Origin of the sequence: Oceanirhabdus sp. W0125-5, from assembly GCF_027938815.1 — a bacterium.
Lineage (GTDB): Bacteria > Bacillota > Clostridia > Clostridiales > Clostridiaceae > Oceanirhabdus.
This window is the reverse complement of sequence record NZ_CP115913.1, coordinates 904,625-925,441: the sequence shown is the minus strand read 5'-3', so window position 1 is coordinate 925,441 and position 20,817 is coordinate 904,625. Positions and strand designations below refer to the sequence as shown.

The window sequence follows — 20,817 nt, the reverse complement described above, 5'->3', positions numbered from 1 at the left end:
TATTCTTATTATTATTCTATGAAATTATTTTAATTTAGTCAACTAACATTACTACATTTTTTTACTGCGATAATATTTCTTTTATATAACTATTAATATATTCAGAGTTTGGATGTACTTCTTTAAGTTTTAAAGCATATTCTTTTGCTTTTTCCATATCTCTACTCTTCATAAACATTGCAGCTTGATACATTGTATCTTCATGGTATCCACTGTCACTATAATTTTCATGTAACATATCGCAATACTTAATAGTCTCCTCAACAATTTCTAATTGTAAGTTTATTGAGGCTAATTCAAATACAATATCCTCACCGTAACTTACACCTTTTTTGAAATATTTCATTCCTTTTTCATATTCCTGTATTGCCTTTTCATAATTCTCATCCGCTACAAATGAATTACCTTTTTCTAAATAGTATCCTACTGCATTTTTCTCAACATATTTTTGTGCTTTATTATAACTCATTCTATCGTTAATTGATAAAGTATTCTCATCAATTTTCTTTAATATACTTATTAAGCTATCAACATTTTTCTGTTCAAGACTTTCCTCTAATTCATCCTTAGGAAAAGAAGCATATTTATTCTGATCTTCAGTGGTAGTTGCTTCTTCATTATTAGTTTTATCAACTTCTTGATCATCAGTTGTATTTACTTCTTCACTGTTAGTTTTATCTTCTTGATTATTGGTTTTATCTTCCTCTTCAGCTACTTTATTATTATATTCTTTTTCTTCCTTATCGATTCTATTTTCTTCCTGACCTTTATTCCCCATAACAACTGTATCTTTTGTATCAATAGGAGTATTCTTAACAAAATTCACAAAATACTTTATAGCGCCAACTATAAGAATGGTGACCACAACTCCGCCAGCAATTTTAAAAATCACTTCTTTATTGGATTCCTTTTCTTTTACCCCTATCTTAATAAGTTCTTTTTCAACATTTTTTACCTGTACATCTTTCTTATCAATTATTTTAAACTCACTTACCAAGTCTGTTATTTTGTCATATTCACCTTTTTTCAGATAACATTCAATAAGCTTTTTATTTACATTTAAACAATTAAAGTCACTTTTTTTGCAGTGAAGCAATAATTTAATGGCTAATGAAATTTTCATTTCTTGCATTTTTAATATTGCCTCATCATATATATCCATTTTTTCAAAGTCAGCTCTACTATCAACCAGATATTTTTTAGCTACTTCATCCCCATTAATTTTGTAATTTCGCTCCCATATATTTCTTGCTTCTTTAAGTTCTCCTTTAAAATATAATAAAAGTCCTTTTAAACTTAAAGCGGCAGAATTTTTTATGTTAAAGGATATACTCTTATTACAATAATTAAGAGCTTTATCAATATTTCCATCGTAATAAAATTTTAAAGCTTTTTTATAATACTTAACGCTTTTATTCATATAGTTAATTCACCTTCATCCTTTAATATCTCTCTTTATTATTATATCAAATAATGAATCATTTTTAATTACTTAAATTACAATTAACAAAATGTTCAAGCCACATTAATACTATAAATTAAAAATTCTACATTCATTGGTATTTATAAACATTAATATAAATAAAAAGCGCGTTTACTCACGCGCTCTTAAATGATTTATTTTTTTATAGATTCATTCTTTTCCATATCATTACTTTTTATAATAAAGTTTAGATTTTCTTTTTCTATTTGTAAATCTATTATTGTTTCTTTTATTAAAGAAGTATACATTATATCAATTTCATTTGTTTTAGTATTTACTTTAATTATTTTACTTATTATTTCACCTTTTTCAATATCTTTTCCAACACTAGCAATATAAACCCATTGTCCATCTTCAACATAATTTATTATTATACAATCTTGAATTCCTAAGTCTTCTTCTTGTTCATTTATTTTTATCGTAGTTCTACCATCATCATTATTAAAGACAATATTGTGCTCATTTTTTAAATACTTAACATTATATTCTCCTGCATAATTAAACGTTGAAATCCCTTTGGTCATTCTTACTTCAGTATCATCTTTCATTAATGATACCTCAGTGTTACTATCATTATTAACATCATCATATGCCTGAACTGCTCCAACTTCCTGTTTTGCATCAGAATTTTTAGCTTCTTTCTTATCCTCTTCTACGCCAGCTACCGAAGCAGTAGATTCCTCTTTTGAATTGTCTTTTTCAGAAACTCGTTCATCCGCTTTATATCCATCATACTTAGCTTCCTCAAAAGTTTTTGTATCTTTTTTGTTTTCAATAGCAAAGTCCATATCCTTATTTTGTTCTCTAATCATAAATGGTGCCATGAAAATCATAATTGAAAAAGTAGCCGCAACAGCAATTATTTTCTTGTTGAATAATAATTTCTTTTCTTTTTTCTTATTAACTGATTCAAACTTAATAACTTTCTCTTCCTGCGAATCTTCAATTACGTGATTTTCTTCTTTTTGTGAAGAATATTTTTGTTTATCAATCATATTCATGACATTTTTAATACGACTATTAAACTCTATAGGTTCTGAATTTAATACTTCTAGGAACATGTCGTTTATAGCTTTTTCTTCTTCATATGCTTTATTACACTCAGAACATGCTTCAATATGATTACTTATTTCTTCCATAAGTCTTTCATCTAAATCATTTTCAATATATTCACTCAGGTGTTGTAAAACCTCATTACACTTCATAACTCACACCCCTTTTCTCTTTACTCATATGTTTTTTAAACCCATCCCGCACTTTGTAATACCGTCTTTTAACGGTGGATAATTTCATTTCCATAACTTCTGCAATATCATCAAATGTAATATCATTTGTATACTTAAGTATTATTATCTGTTTATCAGGCTCATCTAAAGCATCAATATATTGTACAATCTCTTCTTTCATTTCCTTAAATTCAAATGCTTCTTCTGGTGATATAGCATCTGTTGCTACGCCTCTTGCATCTTCAATATTAGTTTCTGTAGTTTTATTGTACTTTCTCATATAATCAATGGTTTTGTTCTTAGCTATTTGTAGTATCCAACTAGAAAATTTACACTTTTTGTTATACAGTTCTAACTTATTATAAACTGTTATAAAGACTTCCTGAGCGATATCCTCTGCAGTTTGTTTCTGCTTTATCATATTATAAATAAACCTTTGTACTATAGGTTCGTATTTAATCATAAGCTGATTAAAGCACTCTATATCACCGTTCAGGATACCTTCAACTAACTTTATATCTTCCACAATATCTTCCCCCTACGGTTAGTTTTGATTCTATGCTCGCATATGGTCATTAAAATATATATTACACCCCTAATTTATAAATTAATGACGTTTAAATTATCCTTCATATTTTAATACGAAGTTTTCGCATAATAGTTATCATAAACTAAAATTTTTACTTATTTTCCTTAAAAAATTCATTTTTAATTAACCATACTAGCACTGTTGCAGCTAATAAGTCCGCACTTCCTCCAGGACTAATTCTATTACTCTCAAAACTTTTAGTCAATTTTTCTATTTCTTTTTTTCCTTCTTCACTTTCAATACCACCTAACTCCATTATTTTGAGAGCTTCTGATTTAACATATTCAAGTGTTTCCATATCATGCCTGTGTAATATGGTAGTATCATCTGCATATTTCATTATATAGATTAATGTATCCACAAGTCTATCATTCATGGGAATATGAGATATTCTTTCAAAGTGACTTAAAGCCCCATTGAATACTATGGGAAAACCCTCTTCTGCTTCTCCTCTAATTCCTTTCAACCCATATTTTTTATATACCTTTTGTCCATGAGTAAGCTTTGATTCAGAATCAAGTCCTTGCTGTCTATCTAGTTCTTCATTACTAATACCTTCTGTCATTTCTACTATTACATTCTTTATACATTCAAAGTTCATCTTATTGGTAAGAACATATGCCGCGGCAGATTGTATCAATCCGATAACGAATATCATTCCTTTGTGAGTATTTATACCTTTTGTTTTCTTGAACATTTCCTTTTCACATTCAACCCCAATAGGTCTCAGTTTGCAAAAAATTTCTTTGGGTGTAAGTTCTTTTGCTCCTTCTTCAGCAAATTTTCTAAGATACCTTCCTAAAACTACTGTACTATCTAAAAAAGTAAAAAAGTCCATATCATCATGAGCACCTGATGATATCGGGGATACCAACCCCAACGATGGAAAACAGGCCACCTCATATAATATGGATTGCATTGCAAATTCAGTCAATTTATCTATAAAATCATTATGCTCTATCATACATATTCTCCAAATAATCATTATATCTATCTGCTATAAACTTAGCAATCTCTTCATAGCTATGAGCTCTACTTCTTACACACTCGTGAGCTGGTTTATCGCAAATAAAACAGCTTCTTGGATTCTTTCCTAAACTTACTCTACTTATTGATTCCCCTTCAGTATTATACACATCTAAATCTATACATCTACCTAAGGTATGTCTATCTTCTATATCTATAGTAACACTCTTTACATTCTCTACTTCCTCATCAATAACATAAAACATAATTGGTCCCTCAGCTGTATAACTTGTCATAGTGTACTTGATTTTCTCACTAAACAAGTTACTAACTAATACCCCTATAATCTCCATAATCTTTCTGGTAATTGCATTATCCTTCTCAAGCCCAGGATAGTTTACTCTAAGACTAATAACTGTATTGTTATATCTTTCAATTAACTCATTTATAAACTCAACTCTTAATTCTCTTGCGTCAAGCAAATCTTGTATAGTGTACATAAGCTTAGTGAGGAGAAGTGCTATATTTAATCTTCTCCATTATCTCCTTTCCTTCTGAACTCAATAGAAACTTCATAGTAACATCTGGTACTAAATTTTTTAAGTAAGATATTTCTCCACCTTTGATAACTTCTCTAACCTGTGATGCACTTATAGCTTTTCCTTTAAATTCTCTTCTCTTTACTATTTCCAACTCTACCCCATACTTCTCTAAGGTATCTGATAAAGTTTCATTATATGCTTGTGTTACTTCACAGAATGGTTCTTCTCCAACATATCGCTTATTTATTGATAATTCATTACAAAAATATTCTCCAAATATAGAAGCATCTAATTCAGTAAAAATTCTAAGGACATCATCTTTCTTTCTTAAGAAATAATTAGGAAATGTTGCTGATGATATTATATATTCTCCACCTGGAACAACTTTAACATTTTTCAGATCCGCTACCCCCTGTTTAACTAGCTCATACCTATACTTAAAAGGAAATAGAGATCTATCTTCTTCTACAATAAAAATTATGACTTCTTCATTTTCTAATGAAGCTTTTTCTATTAAATATCTATGTCCCCATGTAAAAGGATTGCAATTCATTACTAAAGCTGCTTTTTTATTATTTTTTAAATCATACTTTTCTATAATTCTCTTTATGTGTTTATTTATATTTTCCACACCTGTTTCTAATAATGCAACTTCTTTAACCTTCTGAATAAGTTTATATCCTACACCAGTAAATATATTAATATTTTCAGGCTTTGTAAATATAAAACTATGATAAACTCCTTGATCAAAAAGTTTATTATTCATCCAAGTAACAAGTTTTGAAGATAGTCCCATTCCTCTCATACTTGAATCAATTGCAAAACATTTAAGGATATTCCCCGATTTTGAACAAGTACCTACTATTTTTCCACCTTGTTTAATAACTATTGTACAATCAATATTCTCTTCAAATTCTAAGTCAAAATTCTTTAAAAATTTCTTTACATCATCTAACTGATTAACATTAGAAATATTGATTTCTTCAATTACAAAATCGTACATTTATATCACCCTCAATTCCTATGTTCATACACATAAAGCCAATATTAGTCTTATTATATCAAACTATTCTATAACAATAAACTTTTTTCAGTAGATTATCATTAACTATTATTATATCTATTTCCAAAAAAATATTAGGGTAGAGATTAACCTACCCTAACTATATTTATTTCTCTATAAACTATTTACTTTATAAAACTACTTATTTTACTTTTCTTACAACATCAATAACTGTACCATCTCTATATTCTACTACAGCAACAATATCTTCTTCCAATTCAATAGACTTTGCTTTACCTGCAATTCTCTCAGCCTCTTCTTTAAGCTCTTCTATTGTTTTAATAGGGAGATGAGTTTTATTTAACTGCTCAATTAAGTCTGTTCTCTTTGGATTAATAGCTATTCCTCTTTCAGTAACTATTACATCTACAGTTTCTCCAGGAGTTGTCACAGTAGTTACTTTATCTTTAATTACAGATAATCTAGATTTAACAAGCTTTGATACTATGATAGTAAGCTTAGATCCAGCAGCTGTATCACTGTGTCCTCCAGATCCTCCCATAATATTTCCATCAGATCCTGTTGTTACATTAACATTAAAATCTGTATCTACCTCTGTAGCTCCTAAAATCATAATGTCAAGTTTGTTAACAACTGCACCTTTATTATTTGGGTTACCATACATAGATGATGACATTAATTGATGTTTCGGATTTTTTCCACATGATTCTACAGCTTTTAAATCAAAACACTGTACATCAAATAGTGCATTAAATAATCCTTCCTCATACATATCAACTATATATCCTGTTATACCTCCAGCTGCAAAACTACCTTTAATCTTCTCTTTCTGCATAATCTTTTTAAGTTCAGCCGCTACAGCTAGAGAAATTCCACCAGCTCCTGTTTGGAATGATAAACCATCCTTAACTAATCCGGAAGCCTTCATTACCTCAGATGTCATTTTAGCAATTTTTAATCCTACAGGGTCTTTTGTAATTTGTGTTGTTCCTGATACTATCCCCTTAGGATCTCCAATAGACTCCACAACTGCAACATAATCCACATAAACCTGGCTTATTTCAATTGGTGCATTAGGATACTCAACAAGATTATCTGTAACTGCTACAGTAATATCAGCATACTCAGCATCAGCTACAGCATATCCTAAAACTCCACAAGCTGATTTTCCAAATAGTCCATTCACATTTCCATATTCATCAGATGTAGGTGACGCAAGGAATGCGATATCTATATGCAAATCACCACTCTCAATTAATCTTGCTCTACCGCCATGTGTATGCATTATTGCTGGATTCTTTAAAAGACCTTTTGAAACTGCTTTCGCTACTGGGCCTGACATGTATGCTGCATAAATTCCTGTAACTACTCCAGTTTTTATATGTTCAACTAACGGTGCATGAACTGGGAAAATGGAACTTGCAACAATAGTTAGATCTTTTATTCCTCTTTTCGCTAGCTCATCAACAACAGTATTTAAAACATAGTCACCATTTCTTAAATGATGATGAAAAGATATGTTCATTCCATCTCTAAGTTCTAATTTATCAAGCACGCTATCTATTCCATGATGTAATTTCATTTCTCCTGGTGCTACACTTGAAACATTTACTCCAACTTTCTTCTTATTACCATAGTTCACATAAGCCCCTTGGAAAGGCTTTACTTCACCATAACCTTCTATATAATCTGGAATTTCTCTTCCAAGAATATTCTTCATAAATCATCCCTCACTTTTCTCTATAATAATCCAAGAATATCTGCAAGCTCAAGAGTAGCTTTAGCCCTATTTATGATAGGTGCATCTATCATTTTTCCATCAAGTGAAAATACTCCAAGCCCCTCACTCTCTGCCTTCTCCTTAGCCTCCATAACTCTCTTAGCATGATTTATTTCTCCTTCAGTTGGTGAATAAACCTCATGTATATCATCAATCTGTCTCGGATTTATTGCTGCTTTACCTGTCATTCCTAGACTTTTTGCTTTTCTCGTATCCTCTTTTAATCCGATACAATCATTTGTATCTGTAAATGGAGTATCTATTGAAGAAACACCTAAAGCTTTACATGCTGTTGCTACTTTATTTCTAGCATAGAATACTTCTTGCCCCTCTTTAGTTCTCTTTATTCCCATGTCAGCAGCTAAATCTTCTCCACCTAATAATACACCATTAACTCTTTCTGACGCTTTAATAATATTATAAACATTCTCTACTCCATAAGCTGATTCAATCAATGCAATAAGTTTTATTTCCCCTTTATTGAATTGCATTTCATCTTCAATCTCATCAAGCATTTTTGATACCTTTATAATATCTTCTTCATTAGCTTTAGGAACAAGTATTGTATCAGGCTTAACCTGTCCTATAGCTCTTATATCCTCTTCTGCGAATATAGTCTCAATAGGATTAATTCTTACTATTAACTCTACATTTTCAAAATTTAAGTTCTTAATAGCCTCTCTAACCAATATTCTAGCACTGTCCTTCTCTGTTAAGCTAACAGCATCTTCAAGGTCCAGAATTATAGAATCTGCTCCAAGAATATCAGCATTTTGTATCATGCTAGGATTGTTTCCTGGCATGAACAGCATAGTTCTTCTTAAATTTCTCATAGCTATTCACACCCCCTTTTAACAGCAGTTTCAACTCTAGCTTTTATAGTATAATTTAAAGCCCCTTTGTCCTGTGCTCTTATTATTACATCCTGAACTCCTAGTTCTTTTAAAGTATCCATTATCACCATTTTTATTTCATCACCAAATTGTTGCATAACAATACTTTCAAGTTCTAACTCTATTCCATTTCCTTCACTTGGCATAACTGTAACATATATATCATTAGACTCAAATGTACCTGCCTTTGCTGGTTTCATTATCTTCACCTGTATCACTCCCTTATATTGAAAGTTGAGTACTTACAACTATTTTTCTAAACTGTTCAAGTAAGCCGCTTGCCCTTGCTCATAAAGGTTATTTCCTTCGCTATCTATTACCACAACAACAGGAAAATCCTTTACTTCAATTCTTCTTATAGCTTCTGCTCCTAAATCTTCATAACATACCACTTCTGATTTTACAACAGACTTTCCAATAAGCGCAGCCGCACCACCTATAGCACCAAAGTAAACTGCTTTATTCTTCACCATAGATTCAATTACTTCTTTACTTCTTAATCCTTTACCTATCATGCCTCTTAAACCTAAATCTAGTAACGTTGGAGCATATGGATCCATTCTATAACTAGTTGTTGGTCCTCCTGATCCAAACGCATTACCTGGCTTTGCTGGAGTTGGTCCTACATAATAAATAACTTGATCCTTAACTTCTATTGGCAATTCTTTTCCTTCTTCTACTAGATCACATAATCGCTTATGTGCTGCATCTCTTCCTGTATATAATACTCCTGATAAAAGTACTGTATCTCCTGCCTTCAATCCTATAACTTTTTCTTCTGTTAATGGTAGTATCACTTTCTTTTCCATAACTATTCCTCCCTATATCTATAGAATTGGTTATTAAAGCTCTATCTCTGCATGTCTTGTTGCATGACAATTTATATTTACTGCAACTGGCAATCCTGCAATATGAGTTGGGTATGTTTCAATATTTACACCTAAAGATGTTGTCTTTCCTCCAAAACCTTGTGGTCCGATTCCCATCTTATTAATTGCCTCTACAAGTTCTTCTTCTAGATTTGCATAAAACTCATTTTTATTTGTCGAGTTTAATGGTCTAAGAAGTGCTTTTTTTGCAAGCATAGCAGCTCTATCAAAAGTTCCACCAATTCCAACTCCAACAACTATAGGAGGACATGGATTAGGTCCTGCTTCTTTAACAACTTTTAATATAAACTCCTTAACCCCTTCAAGTCCATCTGCAGGCTTAAGCATTTTTATTTGACTCATGTTTTCTGATCCGAATCCTTTAGGTGCAACAGTTATTTTAATCTTGTCACCTTGAACTATATCATAGTAAATTACAGCTGGAGTATTATCTCCCGTATTAACTCTATCCAAAGGATCCTTTACAACAGATTTTCTTAGATAACCTTCAGAATACCCTTCTGCTACACCTTTATTTATAGCTTCTTCTAATAATCCACCAGTAACATGAACATCCTGACCTATTTCAACAAAAATACATGCCATACCAGTATCTTGACACATAGGCATCTTTTCATTCTTTGCTATCTCTGCATTCTCTATTATGTTATCTAAAATCCCTTTAGCAATTTCCCATTCTTCTTCTTGTCTAGCACTATTAAGTTTTTCTCTAACATCGCTACTTAAGTAATAATTTGCATCTATACATAATTTTTTAACAGCTGATGTGATTTCTTTTACATTAATCTCTCTCACAACTACTCCTCCTTAAATATTCGCACAATGCATAATAGACAATTTATACTATACTTTTTAGTATTCGTAAAATTGTCTTACTTGTACTTATTCAGCTTATCATATTAAATACACAGTACTTCTTAATTTAGAAATCTCTTATGAGAATAATATAAAAGGCAGTTATAAAAAACCGCCTTTTATAATTTATTTATTTTTAAGCGTTTTTTCTTCTATTAACTAAAGCTAAAACCCTGTTCATTTCATTATTAACGATCATGTAACCTTCATCAACACCCATTCCTGGCTTAGCTAAACATTGAGTTGCAGCACATGCCATAGCAATGTTAGTAGTTACCTCTGCTGATCTATTAGTTTCGTTACATGTTCCTCCACAGTAAGCACCTAAACCTTTTTCATTACAGTATATAATTGCTTCTGCAGTATTATTAACTCCTCCTAAGTCTGGAGTTTTAATTTGTAACATATGTCCTGCTTTGTTATCTGCAAAGAATTTAACATCTTCAAATGTATTACACCATTCATCTGCAACTAACTCTATATTTATTCCTCTTCTGTCAACTTCAGCAGTTAGATCTCTAAGAGCTTCCATTTGCTTTTGTCTATCTTCAACATCCATAGGACCTTCAATTCTTAATTTGAAAGGCTTAGCAGCTTCTGCTAATGTTTCAAGATAATCAGCCATAGCGTTATTATCACAATCAAATGCAATACCGATTGTTCCATAAACATCAATGTGGAATATTGGATTATAAGATTCATCAGTTCTTAACTGCTGTACTCTAGCAGTCATCCACTTAACGTACTCAAGAAGTTTCTCACCTTTTAATCCTAATTTATCTTCTACATGGTTTATTAATGCATGAGGCATAACATCTGCAGTTTTGATAATCATCTTATCAACATTATCATATCTATTATCTCCAGATTGAGTAAAAATAGGTATTCTCTTAATTTCTTTTCCTACGTTATATTCTTCATTAACTATTTCAGCCATTGTTAAATGTTTCGCTTTAGCAACTCCATCTAAAATCGCTTGAGTAACTCCATATCTAATAGCTGTATGTAATCTCTTTCCGTTAATCTGCATTCTGTCAAACTCTTCTGCTAATTCTCTAAAACAATTAAGTTCTCTTCCAATTAGTTTTGGAGCGATTTCTTTTTCGATAACTGGAATAAAATCTTCTGCTAAGAAAAGAGGGTCTCTTCCACCAGCACCTGAATATTGAACTGCTGCACAATCACCATGTGCTACTTGCCCATCTTCTAATATTAACATAACAGAAATCGATTCTCCCGCTTGTCTTATTGACTTAAATCCTTCTGTAATAGCCTCACCAGTGTAAGTAAATCCATCATGTCCTGCTCCACTCTTGATTGCTCTTTGATCGTCAAAATAGAATCCTGTTTTTCCTGGTGAACAAACCACATCAATAATTTTCATAGCTACGCACCTATCCTTTTCATTAATTAGTTTCATATTTTTCCAAACTGACCTAAATCTTAAATTTATTAAAAGTCAGGGAGAATTTTAACTTCCCCCTAACCAAATATCTATTCTAGTCTACCAACCAATCTACCTTTACCTACTGCAAATATATCATCTACAGTCATTTGGAATCCAACTTCTCTTCCTTCAAATTTTCCTCTTTCTTCAAGCTTTTTCATGTTATAGTCCTTAAGCTCTTTTGTGAAAGGAATATTACCAAACTTAAGATATCTTACAGCTCCATTGTTATCTCTAGCAGGCATCATCTTACCATAGTTATATTTACTTGGTGCAAATGGAATATCAACTACTCCCATATCAAATCCTTTAACAGCACCGATTGCTAAATCACCTTTACCAATTTCATATAATTTGTCTATCATACATTTTGTCTCAGCTTTTATGATTGCTATTTCAGTTTTTAACTCATCTGACATTGCAAGTTGTTGCCCTTGTAAAAGGTTTATTGTCATTTTAGTAGTTTTTATTCCTTCACAGTTTGCTTCTTTTGTAGGTATTCCTATTGCTTCGTGTGGAGTCTTAACAATAACTTTTGTAGCTCCTGCTAAAGTAGCTGTTGCAGCACCATTTGATATTACACCAAAAGCTTTAGCTTCATCAGCTGGGAATCCACCCATCCATTGGTGGAAAACAGTTGTAACAACACAATCATTATATCCGTTATTTCTTAAATATTCATCACACTGTGATTGTAAAGCTCTTATAGCCGCGACGTCTTGAATCAAGTTTCCACATTGACCATATCCAACAGTTATACTCTTAACCCCTTGCTCAGCTGCCATTAATGCTTCAACTATTGCAACGGCATTTGATGTACTTGGAGGTACTATAGTTCCAGTAAGTGGACCAAATGGCTCTCTATTAATTGAAACTCCTGCTTCCTCATATATTCCAACTAATCTATCACAATACTGCCAATCTTTAATAGTCTTTTCAATACTAACGCTCTTTGCATATGGGATATTGTATGAGATTCCTCCACCTTCGTTAGAAGTCCATCCAGCTGCATGGATAATCTCAGTTAATAATCTAGCATCAGGCGTACCATGTCTAGCTTCAAGAGGTACATTTACAGCTTCAAGAACTTTTCTACATCCCTCAACTCCATGGTTTACTCCTGGGAATCCATTTAATAATGATCTTCCTACTTTTCTACTCTCTTCAATTCCCACTTGACACTCATCATATCTATTTAATCTTGTATATGCATCTATAGTTGATGGAAGTAAATCTGCTCCACCCTCATCCTGAAGGTATCTAAGTAATTCAATGTGCTTATCAATTAATGCAACACCTGCTCTTGGTTGAGCTAAAGTTATACCTTCATTTTTAGCTAATTCCATTTTCTTTGCAAAATTCTTATGATCAGGTACAGATTTCGCATATTCAATATTCTTTTCTAAATCCGCTACCCCTTTACCTGTTTCCCATGTATTAAGTATTTCTTTTCTCACACTATAAAATTCATCATCAGTCCACTTTTTATTATTTAACTCCACAATAATAACCTCCTAGTTAAGCTTTACCAAGTATTTTTTCATGATTCTAACTGCCATATCAGGTAATTCCTGAGCTAGTAATCCCATTGCTGACAAAATATATGTTCTATCTACTAAGTATTCTGGATTCTTTGGTTTTAAATATATTGGTTCTTCTTTGTTAAATTCCCCAGCTTTTAATATTTCTATAGCTCTTTCACTATGAACTATTATCCCACCAGTTCCTATAACATACTTTGTCTCCATTAAATCTTTTCCAGTTTGAGTATACATAGGTCCCATTGGTGTATATGTTACTTCCACATACCCAACATGTCTTGTAAGTGCTAGTTCTGTAGCCACTTTACCTAAAGCCTCATCAAATTCTATTTCATCTTGTGTTTTAGGCACCATTTTTATATTCTCTATTCTAAATTGACAATTTCCAGCTATATCTATCTTTCTTTCAGTATCTCCAAGATATTTTCTAACTTTCTTAGTTCCAGCCGCTTCAAGAAGCGATACTGCTGAATATCTCATTCCAAGATCTCCTTCAACAGTTCTTTTTGCAAATGGCTCTTCTAAGCCTTTTATTGTTACTCCACCTTTTGTTGGTTCTCCATCTGCTAAAGAATGAATATCAGTTGTTGCCCCTCCAATGTCTACAACTATCAGGTCACCTAATCCATCTTCTTCATCTGATCCCTTACTTAAGTATTCTGCAGCTTTTAATACTGCAGCTGGAGTTGGCATTAGAATACCATTAACCATTTCCTCAGCTCTGCCTAAACCCTTTGCTTCAATAATATTTTTCATAAATATTTTTCTTATTTCTTCTCTTGCAGGATCCACATTAAGTTCATTTAGTGATGGCATTACATTCTCTGTCAAAGAAAAAATCATATCATTTTTCTCAAAAACATCTCTAATTTCATCATACGTTACCTTATTACCTGCAACAACTATCGGAAGTCCTACTTTGTGTTCTGCTAGCATCTTTGCGTTATGCAAAATACACTCCTTATTTCCTCCGTTAGTTCCACCAGCTAATAATATTATGTCTAAATTCGAATTTTTGATTTCATTAATTTCATTCTTTGTAAGTTCAAAACTATATGTCTTCAACACTCTAGCTCCAGCACCTAATGCTGCTCTCTTCGCTGCTTCTGCAGTTAACTCTGGCACTAACCCTATAGCCACCATTTTTAAACCACCCGCTGCCGATGAGCAAGCTAACTTTCTAATGAAGTTTACATTTCTACCATTCAAGTTTTCAATAAGTTTTTTATAAGCATTATTGAATCCATCCATTATATTAGTTTCAATTGTTGTTATATCTTTTGATGTGGCTAAAATCTCTTCATTTTCAATATCAACTGCTGTAAGCTTTGTATATGTGCTTCCAAAGTCTATTAATAAATATGCATCCATTTATATCACTTCTTTCAGAAAACTGATCTATTAATTTATTTTTAAATCCTCTTTCATTTCTTCCATAGTATGTTCAATTGGAGTTCCAGGTGCGTATACTCTGTCGAATCCCATTGACTTAAATCTTTCATAAACATCTTCCCATTCTTGTTTTCCCACAACTATGTTTCCACCTACATAAAGTAGAATATCACCTATGCCGGCTTCCTCACACTTTTCTCTCATGCCTCTACAGTCTATTTCACCATGTCCATAAAGTGAAGAAACTATGATTGCATCTGCATTTGTCTCAACTGCTGCATTGATAAAATCTTCTTGTGGTGAAATAACACCCACGTTAATAACATTAAACCCATTTTCTGTTAATACGTAGTCAATAATTTTATTTCCTACCGCATGACAATCAGACCCAATAACTCCAATTACAACTGTTTTCCCATTTTTATTTCCCATTTCTAAGAATTCCTCCTATTAAAACCCTTATTTTATATAAATCTTATAAAAGATTTTGTTCATCTAAGTGACTTTTAATTATGCTTGAATATCAATCATCTTTGCTTTTAAGTTTTTTAATGAACCATCATCTAAACTATATAAAAATTTAATGATTTCTACTTTTTTATCTATAAGTTCTTCAATTTCTTTATGTCTTCCTGGTGAAACTATAACTACATCTTTGCCCTCAATCATATCTTGTAATTGTTTTTTATCGATTTCATTAGTATACTCTATATCTAAATTATCTAATCCAGCCATTTCCAAAGCACCTTTTATCTTGTACATAAACTTTTCAGATATACATACAAAAAGAAACTTAGTTTTTTCTGGATACCTAGCAATTTTCACGATAGTTTCAATATCTGGTGTTATCGCTACTCCAAACACCTCTTTATTATATTCTTTAGTTAATTCTTTAACTTCTCCAATATGATTAAAAGTAGAAATTATTACTTTAGCTTTTTCAAGTTTAGCCATCGTTGTTTCGTTCTTTTCTTTTAAATCATTTATTGTTAAAGGATATACATTCATATTTGTATGCTTGGATAACTGTTTAGTAAACATCTTTGATTGTTCAATATTACACTCTACATAACATGCTTCCATTCTCATCATTGCATGTTTCTTTTCTTCAATTCTCTTTTTAACAATATCTAATAATTCTTCCATGTCCATATTTACACTCATCGCTTCTTCAAGTGCCATATCAACAAATTTCAAGATCTTATTATTAGTATCTTTGTCTTTCCAAGGAATTACCTCTTCCACAACAAAAGTTCCTCTACCTTGATAAGATTTTAATATCCCATCTGATTCCAATTCTTTATAAGCATTACTGATAGTATTTCTACTTATTCTTAATTTTTTTGCCAGTTCTCTTTCAGTTGGCATTCTGCTTCCTACTTTTATCTCTCCATCGCTTATCAAGTCTGCAATCTGCCTCTTAACCTGAATATATAAAGGAACCTTGTTAGCTTTATCAACATAAATGTTAATAATAATCCCCCCTTATGCCAAATTGGATTATTGGATTAATCCAATTGTCAACTCAATATTATCACAATGCGTAAGTCATATCAATAGCATATTCCAATTTTTTTTAATTATTTTCTAAATTTTTTTACTATATTCTAAATGAGTTATTTTCTACATATTGATATCATACAATATATTATGAAGTTATATTAAATTACTGATACATCAGCGTATTAAAGGAGGATAATCAATGAAGTTTTTTTATAAACATTTGAAATTAACAATACTCACCCTTTCACTTTTACTATTATTTTTGCTCTACGGTGAGTTTTGGAATATAAAAAAAACATTCCCATTTATATCAGTACATAATCAAAATATAAACAAAAATACTATAGAAATGTATGATTTAAACAACGAATTGGACGCATTAAAAAGAGCCAATTATATTTTCTTGTATCGTAATGATACAGGTAATCTTGTTTTTAAGCTTCTATGTGATGAAAAAGACTCATTAAAAATACACCCTTTATTGGACAACCCTGATAGTTCATCCCTTACTCTACCTAACTTTAATTACACTACAAGAGATTCGATAATTGGACTTTACAATAATATGGCAAAATATCTCACCTTAAACTTTGATAATAGCCATTTCATTCTTTTTTCTTATGAAGATGAACATTATATTTTTAATAATATCAATGATAAATCTCTCAACAGTCAACTTAAGGATATACCTATAGACAATATATTAGTCACTTTTTTGGAATCCGAAAGCAATGATACTAATACAGAACGTATTGGTGCTGGTTTATTATTTACCGGAGGACGAATAGTTGATATAGAATGGAGTAAAAATAATAATGAACCCATTAAGATTGTAGATGAGAAAGGTAAGCCAATATCTATATTAGAGGGTAAAGTTTGTTGGATATTAGCAGATAACTCTTTAAAAATTGATTTTAAGTAAAAAATAGCGCATATATGCGCTATTTTTTACTCATTGTTATTATTTTTACATTATATTAATAAATTATTTATCATTAAAATATTCATCTATTCCCCTAGCTATAAGCATAGCTAGTTTTGTCTGATACATTTCACTCTTTAAAAGTTTCTCTTCATTAGGGTTCGATAAAAATCCACATTCAACAATAACCCCTGGCATATTATCATTACATCTTAATACTTTGTACTTACCCTTAGCAGGCTTATTAGTTCGTTTATTCCCGTTATCAATGCCACTCTTAAGATATTTCATTATTAAAGCAGCCATCTCTTTACTATCTTCTCTATTTGAATACCATACCTCAGCACCAAAATATTGAGCTTGAGTAAATTTATTTAGATGTATACTTATAAAAGCATCACAATTTGTTTCAGATTTCATTTTTACACGATTATTTAAATCCTCTATTTTCTTTTGTTTAATACTCCCTTGATTATATAACCCTTTGTCTTCTTCTCTAGTCATAACTACGTAGTACCCTAAATCTTTCAACTCATCTCTCAATTTTAACGAAATCTCTAAAGCAATATGCTTTTCTAAAGTTCCACTACTTGAACTTGCACCTCCATCAACACCACCATGTCCTGGATCAATAAGTATAACCTTCTTTCCATTTGCATTGAACGCATTAGTAGCCTTCATATGTAATGCTGAAAAAATTAGCGAATATCCTATAAAAATAACCAAAATAACAATTAATAATGTTCTATTAATTCTCTGCATATATTTCTCACCTCCTATATTATCATATGCAAATTTCTTAGATTTATTTAGAACATTTATCACCATTAATTTAAATATTCTCATTCAAATTTAGATAAAACCAAATTAAAAAAGAACTATCTTGACATTATGTCATGATAGTTCTCATATCTATACATGTAATTAATTAACGATTGCTTGAGCTACATTAGTAGCATGATCTCCAATTCTTTCAAGATTACTAATAATATCTAAGAATATCGCACCAACAGTAGCATTACAAACTCCATTATTAAGTCTTCTAATATGGTTAGCTCTTAATTCTTTTTCTATTTTATCTATCTTATCTTCTATCTCAATAACTTTAAATGCTTTTTCTTTATTCTCTTCATCTAAAGCTTCAATACTTAATCTAACAGCTTGAATAGTGTAGTTAAACATATTCTTTAATTCTTGAATAGCTTCATCAGAAAAGTTCAGTCTCTTTTGTATCTTTTCACTAGTAAGTTCAGCTATATTCTCAGCATGATCTCCAACTCTCTCTAAATCATTAACTACATGGAACATTGAAGTAACAATATCTCTCTGATGTTCTGCAATCTCAGTCTTAGATAACTTTATTAAATAAACCGTTAATTCATCCTCTAATAGGTTTACAAGCTTCTCTTTCTCATATACCTTCTTTACTAGAGAATCATCATTCTTCTCAAATGCGTCCATCGCTAGCTTAAGATTCTTCTCAACAATATTTCCCATTCTAATACATTCCTTAGTTGTTTGACCAACTGCTATAACAGGTGTTTCTAATAATCTATCATCAATGTATTTAGTTCCAACATGTTCTTCTTCATCAGTAACAGTATCTGGAATAATTTTGTTAACAACTGAAACAATAACTTTATAAAACGGAAGTAATAACACAGTATTTGCAACATTAAATATCATATGTGCATTTGCTATTTGTGTTTGTGCTATTTGTTCCATTGTTCCACTAGTTGGGATTAGATATACAGCCTGAGCTAATAACCCTCTTAAAGGAATAAATATAAGCGCTCCTACAACATTGAATATAAAGTGAACAAATGCTGCCTTTTTAGCATTTTTATTAGTTCCAATACTTGAAATTAACGCTGTAACACATGTACCAATGTTACATCCAAATAATATAGGTATCGCAATTTCCAGTGATATCATTCCTGTTGATGCTAATCCTATAAGTATACCAGTTGTTGCAGACGAACTCTGAACAACAGCAGTCATAACTAATCCAGTTAATAAACCTAAGAACCAATTTCCATCAAGCGTAAGTACAAATTGTTCAAACATAGGATTTGATCTTAAAGGCTTCATTGCATCTTTCATTAAATCCATACCTAAGAATAATATACCGAATCCTAAAATAATATGTCCAATTTCTTTCGTTCTTTCTTTCTTTCCAAATAGCGTCATAAAACCACCAATACCTAAGAATATAGGTATCATATGACTGATTTTTAACGTAATCAATTTAGCAGTTACTGTTGTACCTATATTAGCACCCATAATAACAGCTGTCGCTTGAAATAAGTTCATTAATCCAGCATTAACAAATCCAACGACCATAACTGTTGTAGCACTACTACTTTGAATAACAGCAGTAACAAATGCTCCTGTCATAACTCCTAAGATAGGGTTTGAAGTTATTTTTTCGAATACTGCCTTCATTTTATCTCCTGATAAGTTTTGAAGACCATCTCCCATAACTTTCATACCATAAAGAAATAATCCTAATCCCCCTACTAGTGCTAGTATCATACTTAATGCTGATACATCTCCACTCCCAGCAAGAGCTAATATCATACTACTTGCAACTTCCATGGTAATACCTCCAAAGTTAAATTCTTTTTTCTACAAAATTCTCTTCTCATATAATACTAAATATTTAACATAAAGTTAATACCTTTAATGAATGTTTAACATGGATTTTATTTTATTTAACATAGATTTAACATTGATCAATAATATAGAATTTAGTAGTATTATATCCATGTAATTTAAAACCAAACTATTTTTCTTCCTCTTTTATCAGAATATTCAATCTTATGTAGGCAAAATAAAAGGAAGGCTAACCTTCCTTTTATTAAATATATAATATTTGTAATATTATCTCTTAGAGAATTGAGGAGCTCTTCTTGCTTTCTTAAGACCGCATTTCTTTCTCTCTACCATTCTTGAGTCTCTAGTTAAGAATCCAGCTTTCTTTAATTCTGGTCTTAAGTTCTCGTCAGCTTTGATTAAAGCTCTAGCAATTCCGTGTCTAATTGCTCCTGCTTGCCCTGATAATCCACCACCGTGAACATTTACTAATATATCGTATTTTTCCTTAGTTTCTGTTAAAACTAATGGTTGATTAACGATGTATTTTAATGTATCTAAACCAAAATAGTTTTCCATATCTCTTTTGTTAATGATTACTTTTCCTTCACCTGGTACAAGTCTTACTCTTGCTACAGATGTCTTTCTTCTACCTGTTCCAAAGTATTGAACCTTTGCCATTATTATTTCCTCCCTTCACTACATATCAAATTAGTATCTTAATTCTAATTGCTCTGGCTTTTGAGCTTCGTGGTTATGCTCACTTCCAGCATATACGTTTAATTTCTTAATCATTTGTCTTCCTAAACGACCTTTTGGAAGCATTCTTCTTACTGCTTCACTGAAAACAAACTCAGGCTTCTTAGCTAAAGCATCTCTGTAAGAAATCTCTTTTAATCCACCTGGATATAAAGTATGATGTCTTAACATTTTCTGATCTAACTTCTTACCAGTTAAAACGATTTTATCAGCATTAAGTACTATTACGTGATCTCCGCAGTCAACGTGTGGAGTATAAGTTGGCTTATGCTTACCTCTTAAGATAGTTGCGATTTGGCTAGCAGCTCTTCCAAGAGTCTGACCTTCAACATCTACAACATACCATTTTCTTTCAACTTCATGTGGTTTTGCAATGTATGATTTCATCTTTTTTCCCTCCCTGTTACATT

21 protein-coding genes are annotated in these 20,817 nt (G+C 31.3%); 1 reads left to right on the top strand and 20 read right to left on the bottom strand.

Features of this window, described 5'->3' with window-relative positions; genetic code table 11:
* Positions 1-61 precede the first annotated feature (61 nt).
* The 16 genes from OW730_RS04595 to OW730_RS04520 form a co-directional block, all read right to left on the bottom strand.
* On the bottom strand, positions 62-1,420 hold the full coding sequence (locus OW730_RS04595; protein WP_271227891.1) for a tetratricopeptide repeat protein: 1,359 nt from the start codon (positions 1,418-1,420) through the stop codon (positions 62-64).
* A 197-nt stretch (positions 1,421-1,617) separates the two neighbouring features.
* Positions 1,618-2,688, bottom strand: coding sequence for a zf-HC2 domain-containing protein (locus tag OW730_RS04590; RefSeq protein WP_271227890.1), 1,071 nt, complete (start codon positions 2,686-2,688; stop codon positions 1,618-1,620).
* On the bottom strand, positions 2,678-3,235 hold the full coding sequence (locus OW730_RS04585) for an RNA polymerase sigma factor (RefSeq protein WP_271227889.1): 558 nt from the start codon (positions 3,233-3,235) through the stop codon (positions 2,678-2,680). Before OW730_RS04585 ends, OW730_RS04590 begins: the two co-directional genes overlap by 11 nt.
* 154 nt (positions 3,236-3,389) lie before the next feature.
* Positions 3,390-4,262: a triphosphoribosyl-dephospho-CoA synthase CitG gene (gene citG, locus OW730_RS04580; protein WP_271227888.1), complete on the bottom strand. Its 873-nt coding sequence runs from the start codon at positions 4,260-4,262 to the stop codon at positions 3,390-3,392.
* Entirely contained in the window at positions 4,249-4,764 is a 516-nt protein-coding gene (gene citX, locus OW730_RS04575; protein WP_271227887.1) for a citrate lyase holo-[acyl-carrier protein] synthase, read from the bottom strand. The genes citG and citX overlap by 14 nt, the downstream gene beginning before the upstream one ends.
* Before the next feature lie 4 nt (positions 4,765-4,768).
* On the bottom strand, positions 4,769-5,809 hold the full coding sequence (gene citC / locus OW730_RS04570) for a [citrate (pro-3S)-lyase] ligase (protein ID WP_271227886.1): 1,041 nt from the start codon (positions 5,807-5,809) through the stop codon (positions 4,769-4,771).
* Positions 5,810-6,011: 202 nt separating this feature from the next.
* The gene (gene citF / locus OW730_RS04565; protein WP_271227885.1) at positions 6,012-7,550 is read right to left on the bottom strand and encodes a citrate lyase subunit alpha; all 1,539 of its coding nucleotides are present in this window, start codon (positions 7,548-7,550) and stop codon (positions 6,012-6,014) included.
* 20 nt (positions 7,551-7,570) lie between these two features.
* Complete coding sequence (locus OW730_RS04560; RefSeq protein WP_271227884.1) at positions 7,571-8,443, bottom strand: HpcH/HpaI aldolase/citrate lyase family protein; 873 nt, start codon at positions 8,441-8,443, stop codon at positions 7,571-7,573.
* Positions 8,444-8,445: 2 nt separating this feature from the next.
* Entirely contained in the window at positions 8,446-8,712 is a 267-nt protein-coding gene (citD, locus tag OW730_RS04555; RefSeq protein WP_271227883.1) for a citrate lyase acyl carrier protein, read from the bottom strand.
* Between the two features lie 39 nt (positions 8,713-8,751).
* Positions 8,752-9,312 (bottom strand): Fe-S-containing hydro-lyase, encoded by a 561-nt coding sequence (locus OW730_RS04550; protein ID WP_271227882.1) that lies wholly within the window; start codon positions 9,310-9,312, stop codon positions 8,752-8,754.
* Between the two features lie 33 nt (positions 9,313-9,345).
* Positions 9,346-10,188, bottom strand: a complete 843-nt coding sequence (locus OW730_RS04545; RefSeq protein ID WP_271227881.1) for a fumarate hydratase — start codon at positions 10,186-10,188, stop codon at positions 9,346-9,348.
* A 196-nt stretch (positions 10,189-10,384) separates the two neighbouring features.
* Positions 10,385-11,632 (bottom strand): methylaspartate ammonia-lyase, encoded by a 1,248-nt coding sequence (locus OW730_RS04540; RefSeq protein WP_271227880.1) that lies wholly within the window; start codon positions 11,630-11,632, stop codon positions 10,385-10,387.
* A gap of 110 nt (positions 11,633-11,742) precedes the next feature.
* Positions 11,743-13,197 carry a methylaspartate mutase subunit E gene (locus OW730_RS04535; protein WP_271227879.1) on the bottom strand — a complete coding sequence of 485 codons (1,455 nt, stop codon included), beginning with the start codon at positions 13,195-13,197 and terminating at the stop codon, positions 11,743-11,745.
* Positions 13,198-13,209: 12 nt separating this feature from the next.
* Positions 13,210-14,607: a methylaspartate mutase accessory protein GlmL gene (gene glmL / locus OW730_RS04530; protein ID WP_271227878.1), complete on the bottom strand. Its 1,398-nt coding sequence runs from the start codon at positions 14,605-14,607 to the stop codon at positions 13,210-13,212.
* Between the two features lie 30 nt (positions 14,608-14,637).
* On the bottom strand, positions 14,638-15,060 hold the full coding sequence (glmS, locus tag OW730_RS04525; RefSeq protein WP_271227877.1) for a methylaspartate mutase subunit S: 423 nt from the start codon (positions 15,058-15,060) through the stop codon (positions 14,638-14,640).
* Between the two features lie 78 nt (positions 15,061-15,138).
* Positions 15,139-16,032, bottom strand: a complete 894-nt coding sequence (locus OW730_RS04520; protein ID WP_271227876.1) for a GntR family transcriptional regulator — start codon at positions 16,030-16,032, stop codon at positions 15,139-15,141.
* Between the two features lie 298 nt (positions 16,033-16,330).
* Here OW730_RS04520 and OW730_RS04515 point away from each other — a divergent pair, with 298 nt between their 5' ends.
* Positions 16,331-17,053: a DUF3048 C-terminal domain-containing protein gene (locus OW730_RS04515; RefSeq protein ID WP_271227875.1), complete on the top strand. Its 723-nt coding sequence runs from the start codon at positions 16,331-16,333 to the stop codon at positions 17,051-17,053.
* A gap of 63 nt (positions 17,054-17,116) precedes the next feature.
* Here OW730_RS04515 and cwlD read toward each other — a convergent pair whose 3' ends face one another.
* The 4 genes from cwlD to rplM form a co-directional block, all read right to left on the bottom strand.
* A complete protein-coding gene (cwlD, locus tag OW730_RS04510) occupies positions 17,117-17,815 on the bottom strand; it encodes an N-acetylmuramoyl-L-alanine amidase CwlD (RefSeq protein WP_271227874.1) in 699 nt (232 codons plus the stop codon).
* A 162-nt stretch (positions 17,816-17,977) separates the two neighbouring features.
* Complete coding sequence (locus OW730_RS04505) at positions 17,978-19,651, bottom strand: Na/Pi cotransporter family protein (RefSeq protein WP_271227873.1); 1,674 nt, start codon at positions 19,649-19,651, stop codon at positions 17,978-17,980.
* A 285-nt stretch (positions 19,652-19,936) separates the two neighbouring features.
* The gene (gene rpsI, locus OW730_RS04500; RefSeq protein WP_271227872.1) at positions 19,937-20,329 is read right to left on the bottom strand and encodes a 30S ribosomal protein S9; all 393 of its coding nucleotides are present in this window, start codon (positions 20,327-20,329) and stop codon (positions 19,937-19,939) included.
* A gap of 30 nt (positions 20,330-20,359) precedes the next feature.
* Positions 20,360-20,794, bottom strand: coding sequence for a 50S ribosomal protein L13 (gene rplM / locus OW730_RS04495; protein ID WP_271227871.1), 435 nt, complete (start codon positions 20,792-20,794; stop codon positions 20,360-20,362).
* Positions 20,795-20,817 lie beyond the last annotated feature (23 nt).

Bases quoted from the DNA above. Each gene is read 5' to 3' on its own strand.
- OW730_RS04595 (WP_271227891.1), bottom strand. From the start codon at position 1,420: ATGAATAAAAGCGTTAAGTATTATAAAAAAGCTTTAAAATTTTATTAC.
- OW730_RS04590 (WP_271227890.1), bottom strand. From the start codon at position 2,688: ATGAAGTGTAATGAGGTTTTACAACACCTGAGTGAATATATTGAAAAT.
- citG (WP_271227888.1), bottom strand. From the start codon at position 4,262: ATGATAGAGCATAATGATTTTATAGATAAATTGACTGAATTTGCAATG.
- citX (WP_271227887.1), bottom strand. From the start codon at position 4,764: ATGTACACTATACAAGATTTGCTTGACGCAAGAGAATTAAGAGTTGAG.
- citC (WP_271227886.1), bottom strand. From the start codon at position 5,809: ATGTACGATTTTGTAATTGAAGAAATCAATATTTCTAATGTTAATCAG.
- citF (WP_271227885.1), bottom strand. From the start codon at position 7,550: ATGAAGAATATTCTTGGAAGAGAAATTCCAGATTATATAGAAGGTTAT.
- OW730_RS04560 (WP_271227884.1), bottom strand. From the start codon at position 8,443: ATGAGAAATTTAAGAAGAACTATGCTGTTCATGCCAGGAAACAATCCT.
- OW730_RS04550 (WP_271227882.1), bottom strand. From the start codon at position 9,312: ATGGAAAAGAAAGTGATACTACCATTAACAGAAGAAAAAGTTATAGGA.
- OW730_RS04540 (WP_271227880.1), bottom strand. From the start codon at position 11,632: ATGAAAATTATTGATGTGGTTTGTTCACCAGGAAAAACAGGATTCTAT.
- glmL (WP_271227878.1), bottom strand. From the start codon at position 14,607: ATGGATGCATATTTATTAATAGACTTTGGAAGCACATATACAAAGCTT.
- glmS (WP_271227877.1), bottom strand. From the start codon at position 15,060: ATGGGAAATAAAAATGGGAAAACAGTTGTAATTGGAGTTATTGGGTCT.
- OW730_RS04515 (WP_271227875.1), top strand. From the start codon at position 16,331: ATGAAGTTTTTTTATAAACATTTGAAATTAACAATACTCACCCTTTCA.
- cwlD (WP_271227874.1), bottom strand. From the start codon at position 17,815: ATGCAGAGAATTAATAGAACATTATTAATTGTTATTTTGGTTATTTTT.
- OW730_RS04505 (WP_271227873.1), bottom strand. From the start codon at position 19,651: ATGGAAGTTGCAAGTAGTATGATATTAGCTCTTGCTGGGAGTGGAGAT.
- rpsI (WP_271227872.1), bottom strand. From the start codon at position 20,329: ATGGCAAAGGTTCAATACTTTGGAACAGGTAGAAGAAAGACATCTGTA.
- rplM (WP_271227871.1), bottom strand. From the start codon at position 20,794: ATGAAATCATACATTGCAAAACCACATGAAGTTGAAAGAAAATGGTAT.